The following is a 25,496-nucleotide window of genomic DNA, read 5'->3' on the forward strand; positions in this document are numbered from 1 at the left end:
AGGCTTGAATTTGCCGCCGGTCGTGTCAAATGTCGTTCCATGACAGACGCATCGACACTCCATGACGCAGCCGTGATCGGCGGCGGACCAGCGGGACTTGCAGCGGCGATCGCATTGGCGCAGGCGGGGGCACGGACCGCGCTGGTGGCGCGGCGCGTGCCCTATGCCGACAATCGCACCACTGCGCTGCTCGGTGCCTCCGTCGATCTCCTGGTAGGCCTCGACGTCTGGCCGCGCTGCAAGGACAAGGCGGCTGCGCTGGAGATCATGCGCCTCGTCGACGACACCGGCCGGCTGTTCCGCGCGCCGGAGGTTCGGTTCTCCTGTCACGAAATCGGCCTCGATGCGTTCGGCTACAACATCGACAACCGTTCGCTGATGCTGGCGCTGGAACAGCGCGCGGCTGAGCTGGCCAACCTCGTGCGCTTCGACGACGAGGCCGAAAGCGTCGTGATCGAAGCCGACGACGTCGCGGTGCGCACAGCCTCCGGTCAGTTTCTCTCGGCCCGCCTTGTGGTCGGTGCCGACGGCCGGCACTCGCTGTGCCGCGAGGCCGCCGGCATCGAGGTGACGCGGCGCGAGCTGAACCAGACCGCGCTGACCTTCAACGTCGGCCACGCACGGCCGCATCGCAATGTCTCGACCGAGTTCCACACGCCGCACGGGCCTTGCGTGTTCGTGCCCCTGCCCGGCGAGCGTTCCAGCGTCGTCTGGGTCTCGGCGCCTGCGGAAGCGGAGCGGCTTCGCGGCTTGAGCGACGAGGAGCTGTCTGCCGCGATCGAGAAGCAGTCGCATTCGATCCTGGGACGCATGACGGTGGAGCCCGGGCGCAACCTGTTCCCGCTCGCGATCGAACGTCCAAAATCGTTCGGCCGCGACCGCATCGCGCTGGTCGGCGAAGCCGCCCACGTCGTTCCGCCGATCGGCGCCCAGGGCCTCAATCTCGGCCTGCGCGATGCCGCCGACATTGCGCGGCTCGCGAACGATGCCATCGCCTCGGGGCAGGATCCCGGCGCGGACGAGATCCTCAGGCGCTACGACCGTGCGCGGCGGCCGGACATTTTGAGTCGCACCTTTGCGATCGATATCGCCAACCGCTCCTTGCTCAACGATTTCCTGCCGCTCCAGCCGGTCCGCGCCGTCGGCATGCACCTGCTCGGCGCCATCGGCCCGCTCCGGCGCTTTGCGATGCGCGAAGGGTTGACGCCGACCTGGCGGCGGTAACGGCAAGCTGGGCCGGCCCGTCCTTACGGGAACGCCAGCCGTCCGGTCTGGAGCAGCCACATCACGCTGGTCAGCGTGATCACCGAGGCGAAGGTGCCGAGCAGCACAGCCACGGAGGCTGATTCGATCCAGGCATCGTTCTGCCGGGCGATCACGAACACGTTCAGCGCCGGCGGCAGCGAGGCCATCAGCACGGCGGTGGCCGCCCAGGGCTGCGCGAACGGACCGAACGCCAGCATCAGGCCGAACGCCGCGAGCGGATGAATCAGGAGCTTGACCGCGATCACGCCCGGCACTTCCCACGGCACCCGATCGAACGGGCGCAGCGCCACGGTCACGCCGAGCACGAACAGCGCGGTCGGAGCGGCTGCGTTCTGGAGGAAGGTGATGGTGCGGTCGAGCGCGACCGGCAGCTCGATATGCAGGGCGGCGACCGCGGCGCCGAAGCAGGCGGACATGATCAGCGGGTTGAGCACGATCTGCTTCAGCACGACGCCGAAGGCGTGCACGAGCGAGGGATGGTCGCGGTCGGAGAGCTCGATCAAGAGCGGCACGATCGTGAACAGGAAGATGCTGTCACAGCAGAAGATCAGCGCGGTCGGCGCCGACGCCTTCGGCCCCAGCACCGCGAGCGCCAGGCCCGGCCCCATGTAACCGATATTGCCGTAGCCACCGGACAGACCCGCCAGCGTCGCTTCGCGCAGCGTCAGCCGGCCGAGCAGCTTGCCGGCCACCAGCGCCAGCGTGAACGCGGCAACCGTCGACAGCGTCGTCGCCACCAGGAATGGCGGGTTGTTCAATTCCGAAAACGGCGTCTTCGACATGATCGCGAACAGCAGCGCCGGCAGCGACACGTAGAGCAGGAAGAAGTTCATCCAGGCGAGGCCCGATTCCGGGAGGGATTTGACCTTGCCGCAGGCGAAGCCGACGAAGATCAAGCCAAAATAAGGCAGCGCCAGATTGAGGATATCGACCATTGATGAAGTGTTTTCTGAAGGCTTGGGGGCTATCCGCCCCGGAAACGAAGGTTAATTCCAGACGAGGGCACTAGCATCGGCCACAATCCTGGTCTATCGACGGGGAATGATTAAAGCGCGGACCGCGAAATTCCAGATCGGACAGGTCGTTCGCCACCGGATCTTCTCGTTCCGGGGGGTGATCTTCGACATCGATCCGGAATTCAACAACACCGAGGAGTGGTGGCTGTCGATCCCCGAGGAGGTGCGGCCCAACAAGGACCAGCCGTTCTATCACCTGCTCGCGGAGAACTCGGAATCGGAATATGTCGCCTACGTCTCCGAGCAGAACCTATTGCCCGACGATTCCGGCGAGCCGGTCCGGCATTCCCAGGTCGCCGAGATCTTCATCAAGGACAAGGCCGGCGGTTATCGCCCCCGCAATCCGTCGCTGAACTGAGTTAAGCCGCCAGCAAGCGGGCCAATAAAAAAGGCGCTCGAGGTGAGCGCCTTTTTCATGTCCGGGATTGGTATCGATTACTTCTGCGCAGTCGGCGGTGCGCCGGGCGCGCCACCCTGCTGCTCGAGCTTCTTGCGCTGCTCGTCGGCCTTCTTCTGAAGCTCTTCCTGGAGCTTCTTCTGGGTTTCCTCGAACACCTTCGGGTCGGTCGGCGGACCGTCATAGGCCTTCTGGAATTCGCCGGCGAGCGGCAGCGGCAGGGTCAGCGGCGCGCCGTTGGCATTGATCGCCTGGACAACGAGATTCTGACCCTTCTTCATGTTGTTGATGAGCTCGGGCGTGGCCTCGTAATCCGACATGCAGCCGTTCTGGAAGCAGATCACATACGGGCTCTGCAGCGGCGGATTGCTGTCCACGATGATGCGGGTGCCGTGCACGAGCTGCATGCCGAGCGGCAGCGTCACGCGCAGGATCTTCTTCGGCTCACCTTCCGGCTCGATGATGACGGCCGCGATGACCGGCTGGCCCGACTCGATGCGGCCGTCCTTGCCGGTGAAGCAGACCTGCTTGGCGTTGGCGTCCTGGCCCTTGAGACAGAACTTGGTCCAGGGGGCGTAGATCAGCTGGATCTGCTGGTCGGCGGGCTGGGCCGCGCCCTGCTGCCCTGGAGCACCCTGGGCGGGAGCCTGCTGGGCCTGCGGAGATGCTGCGGGTGCCGGAGCCTTGGGGGCAGCCTTGGGAGCTGCTTTCGGGGCCGGAGCCGCCTTGGGTGCGCCCGGGGCCGGCGCAGGGGTCTGGGCCTCGGCGGCAAACGGAACGGCCAACGCCGTCGCCGTCAACAGGGCGAGAAGTCGCCCTCGCGGCCGGACGGACGCGGCCAAGTAACGGAAATTCATTGCGGAAAACCCTTTCTGAACGGGAAGTGCCCGAACCGCTCCGAAGCGCCGAACCTGGCCGCCTTGGGCGCGGCTCTCTTCCCGTCAATTGAGGCGGATAAGTGACGGGCTCGACGCTCTTGCGCGATTGCCCGCCTTCTTAACGTGGCCGACGAAAAGATCAATGCCGACAACCGTCTTTGGCCGGCTTGGCGCCAACACCCCACCAAATTCCCTGTGATAGGATTCAGGCCCGCCGGTCGTCGAATCACCGTGTGCCGATGTTCATGTTCCTGCGCCTGCTAGAAGGCTTCGGCGTCCGCCTCTGCGTCCTCGCCCTTGCTGTGGCTACCGGACTTTCGGCAGGCGTCGCCCGGGCCGAGGAGGCCCATGCCATCGCCATGCACGGCAAGCCGGCAATGCCGGCCGATTTCACCCACCTGCCCTACGCCAACCCCGATGCCCCCAAGGGCGGTCGCTTGACCTGGGGTGTTCTCGGAACCTTCGACAGCCTCAATCCCTTCATCGTGAGAGGATTGGCCGTGCAGCAGATGCGGGGCTACGTGGTCGAGAGCCTGCTCGCACGCGGTAATGACGAGCCGTTCACGCTCTATGGCCTGCTCGCCAGGAGCGTCGAAACCGACGACGAGCGGAGCTTCGTCACCTTCCGCCTCGATCCGCGCGCCCGCTTCTCCGACGGCAAGCAGGTAGCGGCCGAGGACGTGCTGTTCTCCTGGCAGCTGCTGCGCGACCACGGCCGCCCCAACCTCCGGCAGTACTACGCCAAAGTTGCCAAGGCCGCGGCGCCCGATTCCCTCACCGTCCGCTTCGATCTCGCAGGTGCCAACGACCGCGAGTTGCCGTTGATTCTCGGCCTGATGCCGATCCTGCCGAAGCACGCAATCGACGTCGCGACCTTCGATGAGACCACGCTGACGGCGCCGGTCGGCTCGGGCCCCTATCGGGTCACGGCCGTGAAGCCCGGAGCCAGCGTGACGCTCACCCGCAATCTCGACTATTGGGGCCGCGACCTCGCCATCAACCGGGGGCTCTACAATTTTGACGAGATCCGGCTCGATTATTTTCGCGAGGCCAACGGCCAGTTCGAAGCCTTCAAGCGCGGCCTCTACGATTTCCGCATCGAGCACGAGCCGCTGCGCTGGCACGACGGCTACGATTTTCCAGCCGCACGAAGCGGCGAAGTGATCCGCGACACCGTCAAGCCCGGCGTGCCGCAACCTTCGGAATTCCTGGTGTTCAACACCCGACGTCCGATCTTCGCCGACATCCGCGTGCGCCAGGCCCTGACGCTGCTGTTCGATTTCGAGCTGGTCAACCGCAATTACTTCTTCGGGCTCTACTCGCGCGTTGCCGGCTATTTCGCCGGCTCGGACTTGTCGGCCTATGGCAGGCCGGCGGATGCACGCGAACGCGAGTTGCTCAAGCCGTTCGCCGCACGGATTCCGCCCGATATCATGGATGGCAGCTATCGCCTGCCGGTCACCGACGGTTCGGGCCGCGACCGCACCACGCTGCGCGCGGCGCTGAAGCTGTTGTCGGAGGCCGGATACGATCTCGACGGCACCGTGCTGCGCAATCGCGCGACCAAGGCGCCCTTCACCTTCGAGATCATGGTCACGACCCGCGACCAGGAGCGCATCGCACTCGCCTTCCAGCGCGACCTCAAGCGCGCCGGCATCGAGCCGACCGTTCGCTCGGTCGATCCCGTGCAGTTCGACCAGCGCCGGCTCGCTTACGAGTTCGACATGATCCAGAACCGCTGGGACCAGTCGCTCTCGCCCGGCAACGAGCAATATTTCTACTGGGGCAGTGCTGCCGCGGACAATCCGGGCACCCGCAACTACATGGGCGCCAGGGATCCTGCGGTGGATGCCATGATCGCCGCCCTGCTGGAGGCCCGTGAGCATACGGATTTCGTCCCGGCGGTGCGGGCACTCGACCGCGCTCTGATCGCGGGGTTCTATACAATCCCGCTGTTTAACGTATCCGAGCAATGGATCGCGCGCTGGAATCGGATAGAACGGCCCAAGGCCACCTCGCTCTCGGGCTATTTGCCGGAGACCTGGTGGGCGAAGGGGCAGCCGCAAGCTCATCAAGCAAAGTGACGCCGTGAACCAGCCAGCAATATCGCCGACGCTCGACACGCTGTTTCAGCGCACGCTGATGCGGCAGCCGCACGCGCTTGCTCTGCTCGATCCCCTCAACAAGGCGCGCGTGACCGGCCACGAGCCGCGGCGGATGACCTATGCCGAGGCCGATACGGCCATCGAGGCGCTGTCGGCGCATTTCGTCGAATCGGGCCTTCCGGCCAATTCCGTGATCGCGATCCAGCTGCCGAATACGGTCGAGTTCGTGCTCACCGTGCTCGCCGCCCATCGCGCCGGCCTCGTCGTCGCCGTGCTGCCGCTGCTCTGGCGGCATGCGGAACTGACCGCTGCGCTGAACCGCACCGCGGCGCGTGCCATCGTCACCATGAGCACGGTCGACGGCGTCAGCTATGCCGACCTGGCGATGCATGCCGCAGCCGAAGCCTTCTCCATCCGTCACGTTTGCGGCTTCGGCGCCGACCTCCCGGAAGGCATGGCGTCGCTCGACGACGTCCTCGCCCGCCCGCCCGGCCTCACGCGCGCCGTGATCCAAGACGGACGCAAGGCGGCGATGATCTCCTTCGACGTCACCGCCGAAGGCTTCCGTCCGGTGCCGCGCCCGCATTTCAGCCTGATCGCCGGGGGGCTCGCCATGTCGCTGGAAGCCGACATCAGGCAGGGTGCGACCGTGATGGCGGCATTCGCCCCGATGTCGTTCGCGGGCCTCGCCTCCTCGCTCGCGGTATGGCTGCTCTCGGGCGGCACGCTGGCGCTGCATCACCCGTTCGAGAACGAGGTGCTGGAGCAGCAGATCAACGAGCACGAATGCGAGGTGCTGATCGCGCCGGGGCAACTCGCGTTGCGGCTCGGTGCTGCCGACCTCGCGGCACGGATGCCCTCGTTGCGCAACGTCATCGGCCTGTGGCGCGCGCCCGAGCAGGTCGCGGCGAGCGATGTCTGGATCGCGCCGCATGCGCCGCTGACCGACGTCTATCTGTTCGGCGAGGCCGGACTGTTCGGCGCCCGCCGCGGCGAGGACGGCATGTCGGTACCGGTCATGCCAGGGCCGCACGGCGCCCCGCGCGAGCAGTCGGGCTCCTCCATTGCCGGCGAAATCCTGCTGACGCCCAAGGGCACGCTCGGCCTGCGCGGCGCGATGGTGCCGATCGCGGCCTACGCCCCGCCGCAGCCAATCGGCGAGACGCTGACCGCGCAGCCGCCGCGCGACTATGTCGACACCGGCTACGCTGCGCGGCTCGACCATCCGAGCGGCGCGATCTGCATCACTGCGCCGCCCTCCGGCATCATGGCCGTCGGCGGCTACCGCTTCCTCTCCAACGATCTCCAGGAATGGGCGCGCCGGCTCGGCCAGGGCGCCCTGCTCACGGCGCTGCCCGACCGCCTCTCGGGTCACCGGCTGGCCGGACGCGCCCAGGACAATGCCCGCGCCCGCGAGGCGCTCAACGAGCTCGGACTTAACCCCCTGATGGTCGAGGCCTTTCGCGACCGCTCCGGGCCGGTCTAGGCATAGTTTTGCGCGTGCCGTTGACGCTGCATTAAGGCGGCCAAACTAGATTGCGCGACATCTGTTGCTTGATCAGAGTTTGTGGATGTCCCAGGCGGGCCCGATCCTGTTTGTGTCCGATGCCGAGCGCCCCGCCTTCGCGGCAGCGCTGGACGAAGCCCGGCTCTTTCCCGTCGTCGACACCGATTGGACGAGTGCGGCGCGCGCGGTCGATGAGGTGCAGCCGGCCGCGGTTCTCGCTGCGCTGCATGCCGGACACGAGCCGCATGTGGCGGCGCTCGCAAAGAAGATCGCCGACCAATCGCCTTACGTTCCCTTTGTGGCCCTGGATGCGGCGGGCACGGTGCCGCACAACGCCCTGCCCTTCTCCTCGCGCGGCGGCAATCCCGAGCGCCTGATCGCGCGGCTCCGTGCCGCGCTACGCGTGCGCACACTGCATGCAACGGTTCTGCGCCGGCTGCCGGAAGCAAAGGTCGCGCTGCCGGACGGCGATCCCGCACGCGATGCCACCGTGCTCCTGATCGGTCGCGGCGCAGCCTACCCCGCGCTCTCCGTCGCGCTCGGTGAGCGCGTCGGCGTGGTCGGCGCGCTCTCGATCGAGGCCGCCGCCAAACACCTCAACACCCGCGACCTCGACGGCGTCGTGCTCGCCGAAGGCTTTACCCCGCGCGTGACCGATGCCTTCCTCACCGTGCTCGCGGAGGACACCCGCTTCCGCAGCCTGCCGGTGGTCCTCACCGCGCATCAGCTGACGCAGACTTATGATCTACCCAATCTCGAGCTGATTGCGGGCGAGCCTGCGAAGGTCGCCGCCAATGCGCTGCCCTTGATCCGCCAGCACGCGATGGAAGCGCAGCTGAGCCGCACGCTGCGCTCGATCGATGCGGGCGGCTGGCTCGATCCGCGCAGCGGCCTGCTCACGGTCGAGGCCTTTGCCCGCGATTTCGCCAGGGCGGTCGAGCAGGCGCTCGCCCGCGGCGGCGGCCTCTCGGTCGCGCGCTTCGCTTTCGATCCCGGCAATTCCCGTGCCCAGCTCGATGCCGCGCGCATCCTCAGCCGCCTGATGCGGCAGATGGATTTCGGCGCGGCGCAGAAGGACGGTTCAGTGATCGTCGTGTTCGCGGAGACCGACTTCCGCACGGCGCACATGATCGCCCGCCGTCTGTCCGCGGTGATGCGGCACACGTCCAATGGCAAGCACGAGATGCGCAGCGATCCCGTGGTCAGCGTGGATTCGCTGTCCCCGTCGGATACAGCGCGGTCGCTGCTGGCACGGCTGTCCGCCGACGCGTCGCGGGCGGCATCCTAGCCGTTTGAAGTATCTCTTGAGCTAACGGGTTCGTTGACGTCCGCCGCTACGTCGACGGCATCACGAGCCTGATCTCGCCGTTCTCGACCTTCCCCAGCGCGAGGGCGTCGCGGGCCATCTTCTCGACGGCCGGCCAGTTCGCGAGAAGATATCGCTGCGCCTGCACCTTGGTCGGCAAGTTCGTCTGCAGGATGCAGTTCTGCCGCATATTCCCATTCGCGATTTGGAAGGCAACGGCTTGCGCGCCCTCGCTCAGCTCTTGTTCGGTGGGATCGGGAAACTTGCGCATACAGCTCTGCTCCGGTCAGCGAACGGCCGGGAGGACTTTGAACGCCTGATTGGAAACAGACGGGTCTTCGGCGATCGTCGGCGCCTTCGCCGGGTTTCGGTTAGGGACGGGGCGCGTGTTGCGGACCGCTTCGGTCAGCATCTCCCGGAGTTCGGCCTTGGACCTGGGTGCTTGTCGCGGACTGGATTTCTGCCAATGTGTCATACCCCTATATGGGTATCACCTGCCCTAAACGCCACCATTCGCCGTCGATTTTGCGTGGACCGGCTGGGCGGGAGTGACCAGGAGAAAGCTGACGGAGTCGCTCAGGAGTTCGTGGGCGCGGTCGACAATGTCCTCCAGAGAGATCGTCTTCGCGAACATGCGCTGCGCTTCGGCCAGCAACTGGTCGCGAGTCGGTACGCTGGGCAGACGCAAATCGGCACGCTGCTGCAACAGAAGGAGCGCGTCCCGCAGCGACAATTCGGTTTCATGAATCGATGTCTTGATCGCCGACGCGATATGTTCGGGATTGAAGCGAGCGGCAAGCTGCTCGGCCGCTTGCCTTATCGCGCGCGATCCCAGCCGATGCTCGTTGCGCAGAACCTGCATGGGTGGCGTCTTCAGATCCCAGACAATTCCGAGCCAGGACATCGCCACCAGAACATAATAGGTCAGATCGATTTCATACCAGTAGAAGCCCTGCCGAGCGCTGGCCTGATAGGCGTGGTGATTGTTGTGCCACCCCTCGCCCATCGTCAGGAATGCGAGCAGCCAGTTGTTTCGAGAGTCATCGCCCGTCACATACCGTTTGCGTCCATGAACATGTGCGAGCGAGTTGATGCAGAACGTGGCGTGATACAGAACCACGGTGCTCCAGAGGAATCCGACCACGAGTCCCGACCACCCGCCGATGAGGAAGCAGAGCCCCGCGAGCACGACCGCCGGCAAAAGCTCCAGTCTGTGCAGCCACATCAACTCGGGATACGACGCCAGATCCGACACTTTCACCAGGTCGGTCCCGTCGTGCTGCCGATAGAATATCCAACCGACATGGCTGTACAGGAAGCCCTTGTGCCGGGGTGAATGCACGTCCTGCGCCGTATCCGAGTGCAGGTGATGATGGCGATGCTTGGCAGCCCACCACAGAACGCTTTTCTGAGCGCTGCTCTGGGCAAGGAAGGCAAGGACGAATTGAAACACCCGGCTCGTCGCGTAGGCCCGATGCGAAAAGTACCGGTGATATCCGGCCGTGATCGCAAACATGCGCAGCCAATACAGAACGATGCAGATTGCGACGGCTTGCCACGAGATGCCGGACCAGACCGCCGCAGCGCATCCTGCATGGATCAACAGAAATGGCAGCACCTGCGGATACATGACGTCGTCATGTTCCTGGCCAGACTCGGTATTCACGGACACGCTCGAACCTCAGCTGTTTCGATGGGCAGACCACCGCGCATGCGGTGCAAAAAACCCGCGGCCGGTAAACCAGTCGCGGGTCGCAAGAACCTGACGCTCTGCCAATACATCCATGGTCAAAGCGACAAGCGCCGGCTGCGGCAGCTTATGCGGCGCGCAGATTGTCCGCAGCAGACTTGCCGGTCCGGCGGTCTGCAACGACGTCGAAGGAAACCTTCTGACCCTCGTTGAGGGAGCTCATGCCGGCACGTTCAACCGCGCTGATATGCACGAAAACGTCCTGGCCTCCTTGGTCCGGCTGAATGAAACCGAAGCCCTTTTGGCTGTTGAACCACTTCACAGTTCCCGTCGTCATGGGGAGCGTCCTTTGAGATAGATAAGTCTTCAGAACCGCACGCACGCGTGCAGTCAGCGAATTCGAGATCTGGAGGGAGGGTCGTCAGTCAGGCGCGCTAACAGCGGCGAGGCCAAGTCGTTCGGCCGAAACTCGAATGACCGAACATGGCTATTCTTTAGTCATTCCGCAAGTGGCCATATGTCGCCCCTTCGGAACCCGAGTGCGGCGCACCGTTTGCGCTGCGCCGCCTTCGGCCGTAGGTAGCCCCCTTACGCCGCCTTCTTGCTTTCGGCGAGTTGCGCCAGTTCCCGCATGATCTCCGTCGTGCCGGCGAGACGCTCTTCCGGGGTCTCCCAGTCCTGCAGGAACACAACCTTCATGTCGGGCCGCACCTTGGCGGCCTGACCCTGGCTGCGGATGAAGGTCACGAGGCGGTCGGGATAGGCGAAGGAATTGTCGCGGAAGGCGATGACGGCCCCCTTCGGACCGGCGTCGATCTTCTCGACATTGGCCCTGCGGCAGAACGCCTTGATCGCGGCGACCTTAAAGAGATAACGCACCTCGTCCGGCAGCACGCCGAACCGGTCGCGCATCTCGGCGCCGAAATTCTCGATCTCCTCCTCGGAAGCGAGATCGGCAAGGCGCCGGTACAGCGACAGCCGCACCGAGAGATCGCTGACATAGTCCTCGGGAATCAGCACGGGCATGCCGATGGTGATCTGTGGCGACCAGCGGTCGGCTGCAGGCTCGGAGACGCCGGCTTTGAGGTTGACGATCGCCTCCTCCAGCATCGATTGATAGAGCTCGAAGCCGACTTCCTTGATGTGGCCGGACTGCTCCTCGCCCAGGAGATTGCCTGCGCCGCGGATGTCGAGGTCGTGGGACGCGAGCTGGAAGCCTGCGCCCAGCGTCTCCAGCGATTGCAGCACGGTGAGCCGGCGCTCCGCCTGTGCCGTGATCTTCTGCTGCGCCGGCAGCGTGAACAGCGCATAGGCCCGCAGCTTGGAGCGGCCGACGCGGCCGCGGAGCTGGTAGAGCTGGGCCAGGCCAAACATGTCGGCGCGGTGCACGATCAGCGTGTTGGCGTTGGGGATGTCGAGGCCGGACTCGACGATCGTGGTCGACAGCAGAATGTCGAACTTGCCGTCGTAGAACGCGGTCATGATGTCCTCGATCACGGCGGGCGGCATCTGGCCGTGCGCGACCGCGACCTTCATCTCCGGCACGTTCTTGTCGAGGAAGTCCTTGACCTCGGCGAGATCGTCGATGCGCGGCACAACATAGAAGGCCTGGCCGCCGCGATAGCGCTCGCGGAGCAGCGCCTCGCGAATCATCAGCGGATCGTGCGGGGCGACGAAGGTGCGCACCGCCAAGCGATCGACCGGGGGCGAGGCGATGATCGAGAGCTCGCGCACGCCGGTGAGCGCCAGCTGCAGCGTACGCGGGATCGGCGTCGCCGACAGCGTCAGCACGTGCACCTCGGCGCGGAGCGCCTTCAGCCGCTCCTTGTGGCTGACGCCGAAATGCTGTTCCTCGTCGACGATGAGGAGGCCAAGGTCACGGAATTTGATCGCCTTGCCGAGCAGCGCATGGGTGCCGACGACGATGTCGACGGAGCCGTCGGTGAGGCCCTTTTTGACCTGGTTCAGCTCCTTGGTCGGGATCAGCCGCGAGGCCTGCGCCACGTTCACCGGAAAGCCCTTGAATCGCTCGGTGAAGGTCCTGTGGTGCTGGCGGGCAAGCAGCGTGGTCGGCACCACCACCGCGACCTGCTTGCCCTCGAGCGCGACCGCAAAGGCGGCGCGCAGCGCGACTTCCGTCTTGCCGAATCCGACGTCGCCGCAGATCAGCCGGTCCATGGGCCGGCCCTTTTCGAGATCCTTCAGCGTGGACTCGATGGCGCCGAGCTGGTCCTCGGTCTCGTCATAGGGGAATCGCGCGCAGAACTCGTCATAGAGGCCCTGCTGCACAGGCAGTTTGGGCGCCTCGTGCAGCATACGCTCGGCGGCGATCTTGATCAGCTCGCCCGCGATCTCGCGGATGCGGTTTTTCAGCTTCGCCTTGCGCGTCTGCCAGCCCGAGCCACCGAGGCGGTCGAGCTCGACATTGGTCTGGTCGGAGCCGTAGCGGGACAGCAGCTCGATGTTCTCGACCGGGAGAAACAGCTTGGTCTCGGCGGCATAATGCAGCTCGAGGCAGTCATGCGGCGCGCCGGCGACATCCAGAGTTTGCAGGCCGATGAAGCGGCCGATACCGTGCTCGACGTGGACGACGATGTCGCCGGCAGCAAGGCTCGTTACCTCCGAGATGAAATTGTCGAGCTTGCGGCTGGCCTTGCGCGGCCGCACCAGTCGGTCGCCGAGGATGTCCTGCTCGCTGATGAGGGCGATCTCGTCAGTCTCGAACCCGCTTTCGAGGCCGAGCACGGCGAGCATGGTCTCGTTGCGCGGCGTCGCCTGCACCGTCCGCCAGGTGTTGACGCTGGTGGTGTGGGCGAGCTTGTGATCGCGCAACATCGACGTCATGCGGTCGCGCGAGCCTTCGGTCCAGAGCGCGATCACGACCTTCTTGCGCTGGGCCTGCAGCGCCATCACGTGCGCGACGACGGATTCGAACACGTTGACGGTGGTGTCGTTGCGCTCCGGCGCGAAGTCGCGACCCTTGCGCGCGCCGGCACCGACCACCGAAGTACCGTCGGTCGGCACAGAGAACGGTGTCAGCCGCGCCAGCGGGATCTCGCCGAGACGCTTGGACCATTCCTCGTCGGTCAGATAGAGCCGGTCGGGGGGCAGCGGCTTGTAGATCGCGCCACCACCGGGATGCTCCATCGCCTCGCGGCGGGCCTGGTAGTAGTCGAGGATCTGCTTGAAGCGCTCGCGGACGGCGTCCTCGGCCTGCGGCTCGATCGCGATAGCCGCGCCCTGCAGATAATCGAACAGCGTGTCCATCCGGTCCTGAAACAGCGGCAGCCAGTGCTCCATGCCGGGATGGCGGCGGCCTTCGCTGACGGCTTCGTACAGCGCATCGTCACGCTCGGGAGCGCCGAACTCGGCGACATAGCCCATGCGGAAGCGGCGAATGGTATCGGTGACGAGCTGGAATTCCGAGACCGGCACGAGGTCGAGCGAACGCATGTCGAGCAGCGTGCGCTGGGTCTCGGCGTCGAAGCTGCGGATCGATTCCAGGCTGTCGCCGAAGAAGTCGAACCGCACGGGCTGCTCGAGGCCGGCCGGAAACAGATCGAGGATGCCGCCGCGCACGGCGTATTCGCCGGGCTCGCGCACGGTCGAGGAGCGGTTGTAGCCGTTGTGCTCGAGCCAGGCGACGACGGTGTCCATCGGCACGACATTGCCGGGTGCGACCGAGAGCGCCTGCGCCGCAACGAGCTCACGCGCGGGCACACGCTGCACGACGGCGTTCACGGTCGTGAGCACGATCAGCGGCTTGTCGCTGCCGGTGAGAGGAGCCAGCCGGGCCAGCGTGGTCAGGCGCTGCGCCAGGATGCCGCCATGCGGCGAGACGCGGTCATAGGGCTGGCAGTCCCAGGCCGGAAAGGTCAGCACCGGCAGATCCGGCGCGAAGAATCTCAGCGCGCGTTCGAGCTGCTGCATGCGCGGGCCGTCGCGGCAGACCACGGCGAGGCTGACGGCCGGCTTCTTCGGCCGTGCCGCGATGGCGCGGGCGAGATCGGAGACGACGAGGCCTTCGGCCCCCTCGGCGACATTGGCAAGCGTCAGCGCGCGGCCGGGCGTGAGCAGCTCGGCCGGCGACTTCATCCCCAGCTTCATGGATTGCCGTCCGCGATCGGAAACGCCTTGATGCGGGCGAACAGCGCGCCGGTGACATCGGCCGGCAGCACCTTGTCGCCGCTGATGGCGGCATAGAGATCGGGATCGTTGACCTCGAGCAGGCGCTCGAGCTCGCCGAGCTCGACGTCGGACAGATTGCCGATCTCGGCATCCGCGAAACGGCCGAGGATCAGGTCCATCTCGCGCGTGCCGCGGTGCCAGCAGCGGAACAGAAGCCGCTTGCGGCGGTCGTCCAGCCCGTCGCTCGATCGTGTCGTGCCCGTCATGTCTCAAATCCAGTCAAACGCAGAAAGCCCGGACGTGCCGGGCCGGGGTGATATAGCCACTCGAGGCGGCCGTGTCAGCCCTTTGTTGCGACAGACACTCAATCCGCTCGTCCCGGCCATCCACATCGGGCTGAAAAAAGACGTGGATGCCCGGCATAAAGCCGGGCATGACGGCGAGGAACGATCTTAGATTCCCCGAATGCGCCCCAGCCTGCTCAATCCTCTGTTTGCTCCCGTGACCAGCCTGCCCGGCGTCGGTCCGAAGCAGGACAAGCTGTTGCAGTACCTGCTCAGCCGCAGCGAGACGCCGCGGTTGGTCGACCTGCTGCTGCATCTGCCGAGCCAGGTCATCGACCGCCGGGCCCGGCCGAAGATCCGCGACGCGGCCGTTGGAACCATGGTGACGCTGGAAGTTACCGTCGATCGCCACCGCCCGCCCCCGCCGCGCAACGCGCGCGCGCCGTATCTCGTCTACGCCAGCGACGACACCGGCGATGTCGTGCTCACGTTCTTCCGCGCCAAGCCCGGCTATGTCGAAAAACTGCTGCCGGTCGGCGAGAAGCGCTACGTCTCCGGCACGCTCCAGATGTATGACGGAATCCCGCAGATCGTGCATCCGGACCGCGTGCTTGACGAGGAGGCGATCTCGAAGCTCTCCGGTATCGATCCGGTCTATCCGCTGACCGAAGGCCTCGCGCTCGGCTCGCTCCGCCGCGCGATCGCGCAGGCGCTGCAGAAGCTTCCTGCCTTGCCGGAGTGGATCAGCCCCGAGGTGCTACGCCGCTGCCACTTCCCGCCGGTCGCGGAAGCGCTCACCCGCGTGCACCAACCGGTCGAGCTCACGGATATCTTGCCGGACCAGCCGTTCTGGTCGCGCCTCGCCTTCGACGAGCTTCTGGCCGGCCAGCTCGCGCTCGCACTGGTCCGTGCGCAGCTGCGTCGCCCGGCCGGCGTCCGCAATGCCGGCGACGGGCACCTGCGCAACAAGATCATCGACGCCCTTCCTTACGCGCTCACGCCGTCCCAGCGCAGCGCCGCCGCCGCCATCGCCGAGGACCTGAAGCAGCCGGTGCGCATGCTGCGCCTGCTCCAGGGCGACGTCGGCTCCGGCAAGACCGTGGTGGCGCTGCTCGCGGCCGCCGCGGTCGCCGAGGTCGGCAAGCAGGCCGCGCTGATGGCGCCGACGGAAATTCTGGCGCGTCAGCACATCAAGACCATCGCCGCGCTCGCCGAGCGCGCCGGCATGCGCGTCGCCATCCTCACCGGACGGGAAAAGGGCAAGGAGCGGCGCGAGATCATCGCCCGGCTCGCCGAGGGGGAGATCGATCTCCTCGTCGGCACCCATGCGCTGATCCAGGACGATGTGATCTTCCATGATCTCGCGCTCGCCATCGTCGACGAGCAGCATCGCTTCGGCGTGCGCGAAAGGCTTGCGCTGACGTCCAAGGGCGAGGCCGTCGACGTGCTGGTGCTGAGCGCGACGCCGATTCCGCGCACGCTGGTGCTGACCTATTTCGGCGACATGGACATCTCCGAGCTGCGCGAAAAGCCCGCCGGCCGCCAGCCGATCGACACCCGCGCCGTCGCCATGAGCCGGCTTGGTGAGGTAATGGACGGTGTCGGCCGCGCGCTCGAAACCGGCAAGCTGGTCTACTGGATCTGCCCGCTGGTCGAAGAATCCGAGGCCGAAGGCACCGAGCACCTGACCAATACGACCAAACGTTTCGAGAGCCTGGAAAAACGTTTCGGCGAGCGTGTCGGCCTCGTTCACGGCCAGATGAAGGGCACCGAGAAGGATCGCGTCATGGGCCAGTTCGCCGCCCACGAGATCGGACTCCTTGTCGCGACCACCGTGGTCGAGGTCGGCGTCGACGTGCCCGCCGCAACCATCATGGTGATCGAGAACGCCGAGCGCTTCGGGCTTGCCCAGCTGCACCAGCTGCGCGGTCGCATCGGCCGCGGCTCGGAAGCCTCGACCTGCATATTGCTCTATGGTGAGCCCCTCGGCGAGATGTCGAAAGCGCGACTGAAGGTGATCCGCGAGACCACCGACGGCTTCCGCATCGCCGAGGAAGACCTGAAGCTGCGCGGCGAAGGCGACGTGTTAGGGGTGCGCCAGAGCGGCCTGCCCGGCTACCGCATCGCGCGCTCGGAGGTCCATGGCCAGCTCATCACGCAGGCGCGCGACGAGGCGCTGCGCATCCTGAAGGACGATCCCAAGCTCAAGGGCGAGCGCGGCGAGGCGCTGCGGTGCCTGCTGTATCTGTACGAGCGGGACGAGGCGATCCCGCTGATCGGGGCGGGTTAGCCTGCCGCTTTTCGGCGCCCAATCTCGTAGGCCGCCACATGCGCGCGGGCCAGATCCAGCAGCGGCGTGTCGATGCCGAGCGCACGGGCGCGATTGGCCATATCGCCCAGGATGTGCTCTGCCTCGGTCATCGAACCGCGCTCGATGTCGCGCAGCATCGAGGCCTTCAGCGGCGAATCCAGGGTGGTGAACAATTTTCGGTCAAACTCGATGAACGGCGCGCGTGGTTCAAATCCTGATGCCGTCGCAACAGCGCAGCATTCCGCAAACAGACGGAAAATGGACTGCTCGCCGTTGGGCACGGCCAGGATGTCTCCGATGCTCGCGCGCATCAGGCAGGTGATGCCGGCGAGCGTCGAGAGCTGCACGAACTTCTCCCACATGTCCTGCATGATGGCTTCGCTGGCACGCACGTCGATGCCGGGGACCTGGAGCAGTGTCTCCACTGCGAGTGCACGTTTGCTCAGCGTCCCCTCGATCTCGCCGAAAACGATCGTCTGATTGGCCATGAACTGAACGACCCGGCCCTCCGCATCGAGCCCGGCACTGACATTCGCGAGTCCGCCGAAGACGCAGCTCGCGCCGAACCTGGCGGTGAGAGCGGCGATATGTTTCAACCCGTTCAGGATCGGCAAAATCACCGTGTGGGGGCCGACGGCGGGCGCAAACTGGTTCATCGCATCGTCGAGCGAGTAAGCCTTCACGCCGACGAGCACGATGTCGAACGCCTCCTTGAGATCGCCAGCCGCAAAAAGCTTCGGCTGCACCGCGAAGTCGCCGTGCGGGCTCACGACCTGCAGCCCGTTCCGCCGCAATTGCTCGGCCCGCTTCTCGCGCACCAGGAAGGTCACGTCGCGGCCTGCTCGGACGAGGCAAGCGCCGTAGTAGCCTCCGAGCGCCCCTGCGCCGATCACCAGCACTCTCATTCGAACTCCCATTGCATGCGTCGACCATTCAGCCATTGCCCTGCCGGAACGGCAAGCCGATTGCGAGAGGCCGACAGCTAGACTTGCTTCTTCGCGCTCTTTTCTGCGAATGCCTTCATCAGTTCCGCATCCACCGCCTCGCCTTTCGCATCCTCGGCGAGATGCTCGAACCAGCGCGCAAAGCCCTCGTAGATCTGGCTGGCGGGATGATCCGGGCCTAGGAAGCCGGAAATCTCGCGCATCTCCGCGACCCAGCGATAGGCTTTCGGGATCATGTCGGGCAGCGCCACTTCGAGCCGCGCCAGGATCGCCGGCTGGCTGAGCGCAAGCTCGTCGCGCAGCGCATCAGCGGCACCCGCCTTCGTTGCCGCGATCACCATGGCCGAGCCGATTCCGGCGAGGCCCTTGACGATGCCGGCGTACGACATTTTCAGGGCCGACGCCGCGCCGACCGGGCCTTCGACGATCCGCACGTCGAGGCCAAGGTCCTTCAGCACGGCGACCTCCTTGGCGTGCTCGCCGGACATGTAGAAGGCCGGGCTCTTGCCGCCGGGCTGCGGCGGAAATCCGATGATGCCGGCATCGACGAACGGTGCCTGCGCCGAGCCGATGATCTCCTCGATCCTTTGCACCGTATCGACATTGACGGCGTTGCAGTCGACGACGACAGGCTTCTTTGCGCGCCGGACGATCAGCGACGCCAGGCGTTCGGCCAGCGCGACGGCTTCGCCCGGCGGCACGATCGAGAGGATGATGTCGGCCTCAGCGATCGCCTCGTCCTCGGCGCCGACCATGCCGGCGTCTGCCGCGCGTTTGAGCGTCGCCTCGCTGCGTCCCTTCAAGGAGGTCAGCACGCGCGCGCCATGTTCGTTGAGTCGACGGGCCACGGCGCTGCCCATGGCACCGGGCGCGAGGATCGCAATGGTCTTGGACATCGTGCACTCCAAATCGCTCCGAGCGAGGCGCCCGGTCAATCGGAGACTAGCAGATGACGAAAACGCCTGCGTGAACGCGGCCATCCCGCCGCGGAATGGCCCTACTCCGCCTTCGCAGGCTCGGGCTGGAGCTTGGAGGCATTGGCGATGCGCGCGGCATTCGCCACACCGGCAAGCGCCGCCGCCTTCTTCGGATCGGGTGCCGAGCCCGGCTGCACCACGCCGGCCGACATGATCAGCGTCGCGGCGTCTTCGGTGCTGAGATCGACCTCGATGATCCTGCTCTTCGGGACATAGAAGAAGAAGCCGGTTGTCGGGTTCGGCGAGCACGGCAGGAACACCGAGACGTGCTCCTCCTGGCCCGGCAGGCTGCGCGCGATGTCCTCGTTCGGCGATTGCGAGATCAGCACGATCGACCACATGCCCGGCGAGGGAAACTCGACGAGGCCGACCTTGCGGAAGCTCGAGCCCTTGCCCGAGAACAGCGTCTCGAACACCTGCTTCAGGCCGCGATAGATGGCACGCACCGCCGGGATCCGGCCCAGAAACGTCTCGCCGACGTCGACCAGCGTCCGGCCGATCAGATTGGCCGCCAGGAAGCCGACCAGCGTCAGCGTGAAGAATGCGACGACCAGTCCCCAGCCGGGAATGACGTAGGGCAGATAGGTTTCGGGCCGGTAGGCCAGCGGCACGAAGGGCCGGACCACGCCGTCGACCCAGGTGACGAACCACCAGACCAGATACAGCGTGATCGCAATCGGTCCCGTCACGACGAGGCCGGTCAGGAAATAATTACGGAAGCGGCCCATCAGGCCGGTATGCGGTTCCGGGACGGGATCAAGAGGCGCAGGCGCGTCGTCGCGGGGGGTCATTCGGGTTCCAGGTCGGTCGCTAGCAACAAGCTAGGGTCTTCTAGCAGGTTTTGGAAGACCACGAAGCGACCGACCGATGTCCGTTTTGCCTATTCCACGGTCACCGATTTGGCGAGGTTGCGAGGCTGGTCGACGTCGGTGCCCATGACGACAGCCGTGTGATAGGCGAGCAGTTGCACGGGGACGGCATAGACCATCGGCGTGAAGGCCGCCGCCATGTCGGGCATGACGATTGTGACGAGGGACTCGACAGTCGCCTCCGCGGCGCCCTTAGCATCCGTCATCAGGATGATGTTGCCGCCGCGCGCGGCGACCTCCTGCATGTTGGAGACGGTCTTTTCGAACACCCGGTCATGGGGCGCGATGACGACGACCGGCATGGTCTCGTCGATCAGCGCGATCGGCCCGTGCTTGAGCTCGCCCGCGGCATAGCCTTCGGCGTGGATGTAGGAGATCTCCTTCAGCTTCAGCGCGCCTTCGAGCGCCAGCGGGAAGCTGGTGCCGCGACCGAGATAGAGCACGTCGCGCGACTTGGCGATCCGGTGCGCGAGCTTTTCGATCTGGGGCTCGGTGGTGAGCGCGTCTGCCATCAGGCGCGGGACCTCGACGAGGCCATGGACCAGCTTGGTCTCGTCCTCGTCGGACAATTCGCCTCTCGCCTTGCCGGCCGCAATCGCAAGGTTTGCCAGCACCATGAGCTGGCAGGTGAAAGCCTTGGTCGAAGCGACGCCGATCTCCGGTCCTGCGAGCGTTTGCAGCACGGTCTCGCTCTCGCGCGCGATCGTGGAGGTCGGCACGTTGACGACGGCGACCGTGTGCACGCCTTGTGCCTTGGCATAGCGCAGCGCGGCCAGGGTGTCGGCGGTCTCGCCGGACTGGGAGATGAAGATGGCGAGATCGCCCTTGCGCAAGGGAGCCTCGCGGTAGCGGAATTCGGAGGCGACATCGACCTCGACCGGCACGCGCGCAAAGCGCTCGAACCAGTACTTCGCGACGAAGCCGGCATAGCTCGCGGTGCCGCACGCCGTGATGTTGATGCGCTGGATGGACTTGAAGTCGAACGGAAGCTTGACCGGCAGCGCGACGCGCTCGGTCGCCATGTCGACGTAGCGCGCCAGCGTGTGGCCGACCACCTCCGGCTGCTCGTGGATCTCCTTCGCCATGAAGTGGCGGTAATTGGCCTTGTCGACCAGCGAGGTCGAGGCGGCGTGCCTGATCCTGTCGCGCTGGACGGTGTAGCCGTCCTTGTCGAAGATCGTCGCACTTTTGCGGGTCAGCACGACCCAGTCGCCGTCTTCGAGATAGCTGATCGTGTCGGTGAACGGGCCGAGCGCGATGGCGTCCGAGCCGAGATACATCTCGCCGTCGCCGTAACCGATCGCCAGCGGCGGGCCGTTGCGGGCGCCGATCATGAGATCGTTGTCGCCGGCGAAAATGAAACCGAGCGCGAAGGCGCCGCGCAGCCGCGCCAGCGTCTGCTTGACGGCTTCGACCGGCTTGTTGCCGCGCGCGAGCAAATCGTCGACGAGATGCAGCACGATCTCGGTGTCGGTCTCGGTGTGAAACACCGTGCCGGTCTTCTCGAGCTCCTCGCGCAGCTCGCGGAAATTCTCGATGATGCCGTTGTGAACGACAGCGACGCGCTCGGTCGCGTGCGGATGGGCATTGTTGACGGTCGGCTTGCCGTGAGTGGCCCAGCGCGTGTGACCGATCCCGGTCGTGCCCTTCAGAGGCTCGGCTTCCAGCCGCTTCTCCAAATTCTTCAGCTTGCCCTCGGCCCGGCGGCGCTCGAGGTGCGCACCTTCGAGCGTTGCGACGCCCGCGGAATCATAGCCGCGATATTCAAGACGTTTGAGCGAATCCACCAGTTGCTCTGCAACCGGCTCGCGCCCGAGAATGCCGACAATCCCGCACATGCGGATCACTATCCCCCAAATCGTCGAAAAATCGCCTAAACGACGCGCTCAGTTTTTAGCGAAATTCCCCGGGAACCAGATACTCAATAATTATTGCCGATTGAGACAGCACCGGGCGATCTGCGCTTCGCCTGCGTCGAATTGGCCGGCCTTAAACCGCGCGCCTTAACTTGTTGTCAACAGATTTGACCAACGATTGACCCAGGAGATACAAGGTCATGAAGGGCTCGTCCGACCGCAAAGGCCTGTCATCGATGTCCGTCCGCGCCAGCGAGACCACGGGCACGCACCTTGCGCATTGGCCGCCTCCCCAGCGCGGCAAGGAAAGCAAGCCTGTCTTCGTCAAGCATGCGCAAGGCGAGCCGGTGAAGCGCGCCAAGCCGCGCGGCTGGCGCCTGACCCGCGCCATCTTCTCCGAATTCTCCGACGACGAGTAGCGCCGCTTACTTCTCCGGCTTCTTGCCGCCCGTCTTCATCTCGCGATAGCGCGCCGCGCCGCCTTCCCTGATGACCTGCTGGCTGCGCTCCAATGCCATCGCGTCGTCGGGAACATCCTTCGTGATCACCGAGCCGGAGCCGATATAGGCGCCCTTGCCGATCGTCACCGGCGCGACCAGCGAAGAGTTGGTGCCGACGAACGCGCCCTGCCCGATCACCGTCCTGTGCTTCTTGAAGCCGTCGTAGTTGCAGGTGATGGTGCCAGCGCCGATGTTGGAGTTGGCGCCAATGGTGGCATCGCCGATATAGGAGAGATGGTTGACCTTGACGCCGGCCTCCAGCGTCGCCGCCTTGGTCTCCACGAAATTGCCGATGCGCGCGCCGTCGCCGAGCGAGGTGCCGGGGCGAAGCCGCGCATAGGGACCGATCGAGACGTTCTTGCCGAGCGTGGTCTCGACGATATGCGAGAATGAATGGATCACGGTGCCATCCGCGATCGACACGCCGGGGCCGATCACCACGAACGGCTCGATGGTCACGTCCTTGCCGAACACGGTGTCTGCGGAGAGATAAACGGTCTCCGGCGCGATCAGTGTGACGCCGGCCTCCATCGCCGCTTTGCGCAAGCGCGCCTGTATCACGCCTTCCGCTTCGGCGAGCTGCGCCTTGGTGTTGATGCCGCGCACCTCGTCCTCGCTGGTCTCGATCACCACGGACTCCCATCCCTTTTCGCGGACGATTTCGACTGCGTCCGTCAGATAATATTCGCCCTTGGAATTCGCATTGCCGATTTGCCCGAGGATTTCGAGCGCGCGGCGGCCGTCGATCGCCATCACGCCGGCGTTGCACAGATCGATCCTGCGCTCGTCCGCACTGGCGTCGGCTTGTTCGCGGATCGCGACCAGGCGGTCGCCCTCGACGATGAAGCGGCCGTAGCCGGTCGGATCGGCGGCGCGAAAGCCGAGCGCGGCAATCGCTGCGCCTCTGGCGAGCGGCGCGCGCAGCCGCGCAAAGGTCTCGGCCGAGATCAGAGGCGTGTCGCCGAAGGCGATGAGGAGATCATCCACGCCGCGCGCGATCGCCTCGCGCGCCGCCAACACTGCGTGCGCGGTGCCAAGGCGTTCGCTCTGCACGAAGGTGAGCGCGTCAGGGCGGATGCGCTTCGCCTCGTCCGCGACAGCCTGGTGGTCGGGGCCGATCACGACGGCGAGCGAGGTGCCGGCTCCCTTGGGTGCGGCGGCGAGCACATGGGCGAGCAGCGTCTGGGACGCCACTTGATGCAGCACTTTCGGCAGGCTCGATCGCATGCGCGTGCCTTCGCCGGCGGCGAGCACGATCGTGAGGCTGGAACGGGCGGTCATCGAAATCCTGTCGGACATTGCCGAATCAATTGGCGTGACGGGCAGCGAGCCCCTCGGAAGCTACCGCCTTGCTACCCCCGCAAACGCCCGGAATTCAAGTGCGAGGCGCTTTTCCTGTTAATGTTCCCTGATTGATTCGGGGAAGCCCGGACAGGGCTGGGCACTTAACGTACATGGCAAAGGATTCCGACCCACTCGCGGATGCCTTCGGCACCAAGGAGACCGGCGGGCTGTTCTCCGGACTTTTGGCGGAGGAAAGCCCGTTCGATCGTCGCATGATGTGGCGGCTGGGCTCGTGGGGCGTAGCGGCCGTGGGCGCGGTCGTCATTGCGGTGATGGCCAACCAGGCCCAGCTCGGCTGGCGGCGCGACCAGGCTGCTGCCGCCGATCTCGCGCGCCAGGCCGACCGGCTCCAGATGCTGACCAAGGAGAGCCAGAACGAGGCCCGCCGGCTCGCCGCCGCCATCGAGACGCTGAACACGGATCGCGACCGGCTCTATTCGCGCGTCACCGTGCTGGAGCAAGGGCTCGATTCCGTCACCGGCGCCATTGCAAAGCAGACCGCCACGCCGCAGCAGGGCGCGAAGCCGCAGGACCCGGCACCCGCAGCTCCCAGCGTCGCGCCGGTCGCCTCCAGTCCAACTCCGGCAAGCGAGAAGCCGCGCACCGAGGCCGCCAAGGATTCAAAGGATACTTCGAAGGAATCGCTGAAGGAGGCACCGAGCCCACCGCCGCAGACCGCAGCCGCCGCCTCGCTCGTGCAACAGACGCCGGCGATGAATTCGGCGCTGCCGGCCATTCCGCTGGTGCCGTCGAAGTCGCTCATGGCGCCGCCGGATTTGTCCGCAACGAAGCTGGTTCAACCGGAGGCCGCTGAGAAGGCTGCCGAGAAGAAGGCCGAGCCGGCGCCCGCCGCGGCCGAAGTCGTCGCGGCAGCAACGAAGCCCCCCGAAGCAGCCGAGAACGAATCCCCTGCGATCGCGGTTCAGCAGACGCGTTTTGCGATCGATCTCGGCGGCGCCAACTCGATCGACGGCCTGCGCGCGCTCTGGCGCGGCCTGACCAAGTCCCATCCGGAGATCGCGGCGTTGCGGCCGATCATCATGATCAAGGAAGGCACCACCGGCCTCGGCATGCAGCTTCGCTTAGGGGCCGGCCCGCTGGTGAACGCCGCCGTCGCCGCAAAATTCTGCGCGGGCCTCGCCGAGAACGACCGTCACTGCGAGACCACCGTGTTCGATGGTCAGCGCCTGTCGATGCGTGGCGGCCAGGAAAAGGGGCAGGAGAAGGGCCAAGAAAAAGGCCAGGAAAAGGCGCAAGAGAAAACTCAAGACAGAGTTCAAGAGAAGAGCTCGGAGAAGAATCAGGACGCGGTGCCGCAAGCGGAAACTGCGCCGAGCGCAAAGCCCGAGAAGCCGCAGCGCCGCCGCAATTCCTCATCGAAACGATCGAAGCGCGAGGAGCCTGCACCCGCTCCCCCGGCGCAGCCTGCGCCGGCGCCGGCGAAACCGGAGGCAGCATCTACGTCTGCGGGATCGACGCTGTCGTCGTTCTTCAGACGCTAGAGAGCATAATCCGGAAAAGTGCGCAGCGGTTTTCCCTCGCGACAAACGCGGAACGCGTTTGCGCGGAGATCCATCGCGCGCGCCGACGGACTCAATTTTCAGCCCGTCATGGAAACCAGCCGCCGAGTGCCAAGTTATCCCGGTCGTGAACCGGAGCGGTCGACAGGCAAAATCGCTCGTGCCCGCCTCCATGACCAAGGGAGACACGCGTGAAGACATTCATCATCGCAACGGCCGCCGTTCTCGCGGCGTCCTCGGCACTTGCGCAGACGACAAAATCGCCGGGCGCTGCGAGCAACGCGCCGGTCAACAGATGCAGAACACCACGAAGCCTTCGACAGGTCCCGGCGCCTCCGAATACGCGCCGGGTCATCAGACCAACACCACCGCTGGACCGGGCCGCTCGGAAAGTGCGCCCGGTCAGAAGATGCAGAACACCACGGGTTCGAGCACCACAAGGAAGTGACGGCGTAAGCCCAAACCGTCAACTCTGGCAGACGGCGCCGACCAGCCCGGCCGGCGCCGTCGCGCTGCAGAGACGGCCCGCACCGCACGATCCCGATGATCGCTCGACCTTGCATGCGACCAACGGCCGCTTGGACGTGAGCCGCTCTTT

21 protein-coding genes are annotated in these 25,496 nt (G+C 65.6%); 9 read left to right on the plus strand and 12 right to left on the minus strand.

From position 1 onward, the window contains the following. The first annotated feature begins 39 nt into the window (after window positions 1-39). On the plus strand, window positions 40-1,224 hold the full coding sequence (locus ACSHT2_RS03695) for a UbiH/UbiF family hydroxylase (protein WP_440640429.1): 1,185 nt from the start codon (window positions 40-42) through the stop codon (window positions 1,222-1,224). 23 nt (window positions 1,225-1,247) lie between these two features. Here ACSHT2_RS03695 and ACSHT2_RS03700 read toward each other — a convergent pair whose 3' ends face one another. Next, complete coding sequence (locus ACSHT2_RS03700) at window positions 1,248-2,201, minus strand: AEC family transporter (protein WP_440640430.1); 954 nt, start codon at window positions 2,199-2,201, stop codon at window positions 1,248-1,250. Between the two features lie 106 nt (window positions 2,202-2,307). Between ACSHT2_RS03700 and hspQ the strand changes: the two genes are divergently transcribed. After that, a complete protein-coding gene (hspQ, locus tag ACSHT2_RS03705) occupies window positions 2,308-2,640 on the plus strand; it encodes a heat shock protein HspQ (protein ID WP_440640431.1) in 333 nt (110 codons plus the stop codon). Window positions 2,641-2,717: 77 nt separating this feature from the next. On the opposite strand, the gene ACSHT2_RS03710 is transcribed toward hspQ, so the two are convergent. After that, window positions 2,718-3,536 (minus strand): invasion associated locus B family protein, encoded by an 819-nt coding sequence (locus tag ACSHT2_RS03710; RefSeq protein ID WP_440640432.1) that lies wholly within the window; start codon window positions 3,534-3,536, stop codon window positions 2,718-2,720. A 260-nt stretch (window positions 3,537-3,796) separates the two neighbouring features. Here ACSHT2_RS03710 and ACSHT2_RS03715 point away from each other — a divergent pair, with 260 nt between their 5' ends. From ACSHT2_RS03715 to ACSHT2_RS03725, 3 genes are all read left to right on the plus strand, one after another. After that, on the plus strand, window positions 3,797-5,641 hold the full coding sequence (locus tag ACSHT2_RS03715) for an extracellular solute-binding protein (RefSeq protein ID WP_440643037.1): 1,845 nt from the start codon (window positions 3,797-3,799) through the stop codon (window positions 5,639-5,641). Window positions 5,642-5,645: 4 nt separating this feature from the next. Further along, window positions 5,646-7,148: an AMP-binding protein gene (locus ACSHT2_RS03720; RefSeq protein WP_440640433.1), complete on the plus strand. Its 1,503-nt coding sequence runs from the start codon at window positions 5,646-5,648 to the stop codon at window positions 7,146-7,148. An 85-nt stretch (window positions 7,149-7,233) separates the two neighbouring features. Further along, window positions 7,234-8,457, plus strand: coding sequence for a GGDEF domain-containing protein (locus tag ACSHT2_RS03725; protein ID WP_440640434.1), 1,224 nt, complete (start codon window positions 7,234-7,236; stop codon window positions 8,455-8,457). Between the two features lie 46 nt (window positions 8,458-8,503). On the opposite strand, the gene ACSHT2_RS03730 is transcribed toward ACSHT2_RS03725, so the two are convergent. From ACSHT2_RS03730 to ACSHT2_RS03750, 5 genes are all read right to left on the minus strand, one after another. After that, window positions 8,504-8,746: a hypothetical protein gene (locus tag ACSHT2_RS03730; RefSeq protein ID WP_271530663.1), complete on the minus strand. Its 243-nt coding sequence runs from the start codon at window positions 8,744-8,746 to the stop codon at window positions 8,504-8,506. A 228-nt stretch (window positions 8,747-8,974) separates the two neighbouring features. Further along, window positions 8,975-10,147 (minus strand): acyl-CoA desaturase, encoded by a 1,173-nt coding sequence (locus tag ACSHT2_RS03735; protein ID WP_440640435.1) that lies wholly within the window; start codon window positions 10,145-10,147, stop codon window positions 8,975-8,977. Window positions 10,148-10,292: 145 nt separating this feature from the next. Next, complete coding sequence (locus ACSHT2_RS03740) at window positions 10,293-10,502, minus strand: cold-shock protein (RefSeq protein ID WP_028178759.1); 210 nt, start codon at window positions 10,500-10,502, stop codon at window positions 10,293-10,295. Window positions 10,503-10,753: 251 nt separating this feature from the next. Further along, window positions 10,754-14,272, minus strand: a complete 3,519-nt coding sequence (gene mfd, locus ACSHT2_RS03745; protein ID WP_440640436.1) for a transcription-repair coupling factor — start codon at window positions 14,270-14,272, stop codon at window positions 10,754-10,756. After that, the gene (locus ACSHT2_RS03750) at window positions 14,269-14,559 is read right to left on the minus strand and encodes a succinate dehydrogenase assembly factor 2 (protein WP_440640437.1); all 291 of its coding nucleotides are present in this window, start codon (window positions 14,557-14,559) and stop codon (window positions 14,269-14,271) included. Before ACSHT2_RS03750 ends, mfd begins: the two co-directional genes overlap by 4 nt. 199 nt (window positions 14,560-14,758) lie before the next feature. Here ACSHT2_RS03750 and recG point away from each other — a divergent pair, with 199 nt between their 5' ends. Then, window positions 14,759-16,867 carry an ATP-dependent DNA helicase RecG gene (recG, locus tag ACSHT2_RS03755; protein ID WP_440640438.1) on the plus strand — a complete coding sequence of 703 codons (2,109 nt, stop codon included), beginning with the start codon at window positions 14,759-14,761 and terminating at the stop codon, window positions 16,865-16,867. Here recG and panE read toward each other — a convergent pair. The 4 genes from panE to glmS all read right to left on the minus strand — a co-directional run bounded on the left by panE (window position 16,864) and on the right by glmS (window position 21,516). Continuing rightward, window positions 16,864-17,793: a 2-dehydropantoate 2-reductase gene (gene panE, locus ACSHT2_RS03760; RefSeq protein WP_440640439.1), complete on the minus strand. Its 930-nt coding sequence runs from the start codon at window positions 17,791-17,793 to the stop codon at window positions 16,864-16,866. The genes recG and panE overlap by 4 nt on opposite strands. Window positions 17,794-17,870: 77 nt before the next feature. Further along, window positions 17,871-18,728, minus strand: coding sequence for a DUF1932 domain-containing protein (locus tag ACSHT2_RS03765; RefSeq protein WP_440640440.1), 858 nt, complete (start codon window positions 18,726-18,728; stop codon window positions 17,871-17,873). A gap of 101 nt (window positions 18,729-18,829) precedes the next feature. Beyond that, complete coding sequence (locus ACSHT2_RS03770; RefSeq protein WP_028178752.1) at window positions 18,830-19,600, minus strand: DUF502 domain-containing protein; 771 nt, start codon at window positions 19,598-19,600, stop codon at window positions 18,830-18,832. An 89-nt stretch (window positions 19,601-19,689) separates the two neighbouring features. Then, the gene (gene glmS / locus ACSHT2_RS03775) at window positions 19,690-21,516 is read right to left on the minus strand and encodes a glutamine--fructose-6-phosphate transaminase (isomerizing) (protein ID WP_440640441.1); all 1,827 of its coding nucleotides are present in this window, start codon (window positions 21,514-21,516) and stop codon (window positions 19,690-19,692) included. A 218-nt stretch (window positions 21,517-21,734) separates the two neighbouring features. Here glmS and ACSHT2_RS03780 point away from each other — a divergent pair, with 218 nt between their 5' ends. Further along, complete coding sequence (locus tag ACSHT2_RS03780; protein WP_440640442.1) at window positions 21,735-21,953, plus strand: hypothetical protein; 219 nt, start codon at window positions 21,735-21,737, stop codon at window positions 21,951-21,953. 6 nt (window positions 21,954-21,959) lie between these two features. Here ACSHT2_RS03780 and glmU read toward each other — a convergent pair whose 3' ends face one another. Beyond that, window positions 21,960-23,315, minus strand: a complete 1,356-nt coding sequence (gene glmU / locus ACSHT2_RS03785; RefSeq protein ID WP_440640443.1) for a bifunctional UDP-N-acetylglucosamine diphosphorylase/glucosamine-1-phosphate N-acetyltransferase GlmU — start codon at window positions 23,313-23,315, stop codon at window positions 21,960-21,962. 173 nt (window positions 23,316-23,488) lie between these two features. Here glmU and ACSHT2_RS03790 point away from each other — a divergent pair, with 173 nt between their 5' ends. Both ACSHT2_RS03790 and ACSHT2_RS03795 read left to right on the plus strand, forming a co-directional pair. Then, window positions 23,489-24,880: a hypothetical protein gene (locus tag ACSHT2_RS03790; RefSeq protein WP_440640444.1), complete on the plus strand. Its 1,392-nt coding sequence runs from the start codon at window positions 23,489-23,491 to the stop codon at window positions 24,878-24,880. Window positions 24,881-25,070: 190 nt separating this feature from the next. Beyond that, window positions 25,071-25,346, plus strand: coding sequence for a hypothetical protein (locus ACSHT2_RS03795; RefSeq protein WP_440640445.1), 276 nt, complete (start codon window positions 25,071-25,073; stop codon window positions 25,344-25,346). The last annotated feature ends 150 nt before the right edge of the window (window positions 25,347-25,496 follow it).

This window comes from Bradyrhizobium sp. PUT101 (assembly GCF_052043945.1).
GTDB lineage: Bacteria > Pseudomonadota > Alphaproteobacteria > Rhizobiales > Xanthobacteraceae > Bradyrhizobium.

What these genes read in the sequence shown, in the direction of transcription:
- ACSHT2_RS03695 (WP_440640429.1), top strand. Translation starts at nt 40, where the DNA reads ATGACAGACGCATCGACACTCCATGACGCAGCCGTGATCGGCGGCGGA.
- ACSHT2_RS03700 (WP_440640430.1), bottom strand. Translation starts at nt 2,201, where the DNA reads ATGGTCGATATCCTCAATCTGGCGCTGCCTTATTTTGGCTTGATCTTC.
- hspQ (WP_440640431.1), top strand. Translation starts at nt 2,308, where the DNA reads ATGATTAAAGCGCGGACCGCGAAATTCCAGATCGGACAGGTCGTTCGC.
- ACSHT2_RS03710 (WP_440640432.1), bottom strand. Translation starts at nt 3,536, where the DNA reads ATGAATTTCCGTTACTTGGCCGCGTCCGTCCGGCCGCGAGGGCGACTT.
- ACSHT2_RS03715 (WP_440643037.1), top strand. Translation starts at nt 3,797, where the DNA reads ATGTTCATGTTCCTGCGCCTGCTAGAAGGCTTCGGCGTCCGCCTCTGC.
- ACSHT2_RS03725 (WP_440640434.1), top strand. Translation starts at nt 7,234, where the DNA reads ATGTCCCAGGCGGGCCCGATCCTGTTTGTGTCCGATGCCGAGCGCCCC.
- ACSHT2_RS03730 (WP_271530663.1), bottom strand. Translation starts at nt 8,746, where the DNA reads ATGCGCAAGTTTCCCGATCCCACCGAACAAGAGCTGAGCGAGGGCGCG.
- ACSHT2_RS03740 (WP_028178759.1), bottom strand. Translation starts at nt 10,502, where the DNA reads ATGACGACGGGAACTGTGAAGTGGTTCAACAGCCAAAAGGGCTTCGGT.
- mfd (WP_440640436.1), bottom strand. Translation starts at nt 14,272, where the DNA reads ATGAAGCTGGGGATGAAGTCGCCGGCCGAGCTGCTCACGCCCGGCCGC.
- ACSHT2_RS03750 (WP_440640437.1), bottom strand. Translation starts at nt 14,559, where the DNA reads ATGACGGGCACGACACGATCGAGCGACGGGCTGGACGACCGCCGCAAG.
- recG (WP_440640438.1), top strand. Translation starts at nt 14,759, where the DNA reads ATGCGCCCCAGCCTGCTCAATCCTCTGTTTGCTCCCGTGACCAGCCTG.
- panE (WP_440640439.1), bottom strand. Translation starts at nt 17,793, where the DNA reads ATGAGAGTGCTGGTGATCGGCGCAGGGGCGCTCGGAGGCTACTACGGC.
- ACSHT2_RS03765 (WP_440640440.1), bottom strand. Translation starts at nt 18,728, where the DNA reads ATGTCCAAGACCATTGCGATCCTCGCGCCCGGTGCCATGGGCAGCGCC.
- ACSHT2_RS03770 (WP_028178752.1), bottom strand. Translation starts at nt 19,600, where the DNA reads ATGACCCCCCGCGACGACGCGCCTGCGCCTCTTGATCCCGTCCCGGAA.
- glmS (WP_440640441.1), bottom strand. Translation starts at nt 21,516, where the DNA reads ATGTGCGGGATTGTCGGCATTCTCGGGCGCGAGCCGGTTGCAGAGCAA.
- ACSHT2_RS03780 (WP_440640442.1), top strand. Translation starts at nt 21,735, where the DNA reads ATGAAGGGCTCGTCCGACCGCAAAGGCCTGTCATCGATGTCCGTCCGC.
- glmU (WP_440640443.1), bottom strand. Translation starts at nt 23,315, where the DNA reads ATGACCGCCCGTTCCAGCCTCACGATCGTGCTCGCCGCCGGCGAAGGC.
- ACSHT2_RS03790 (WP_440640444.1), top strand. Translation starts at nt 23,489, where the DNA reads ATGGCAAAGGATTCCGACCCACTCGCGGATGCCTTCGGCACCAAGGAG.
- ACSHT2_RS03795 (WP_440640445.1), top strand. Translation starts at nt 25,071, where the DNA reads ATGACCAAGGGAGACACGCGTGAAGACATTCATCATCGCAACGGCCGC.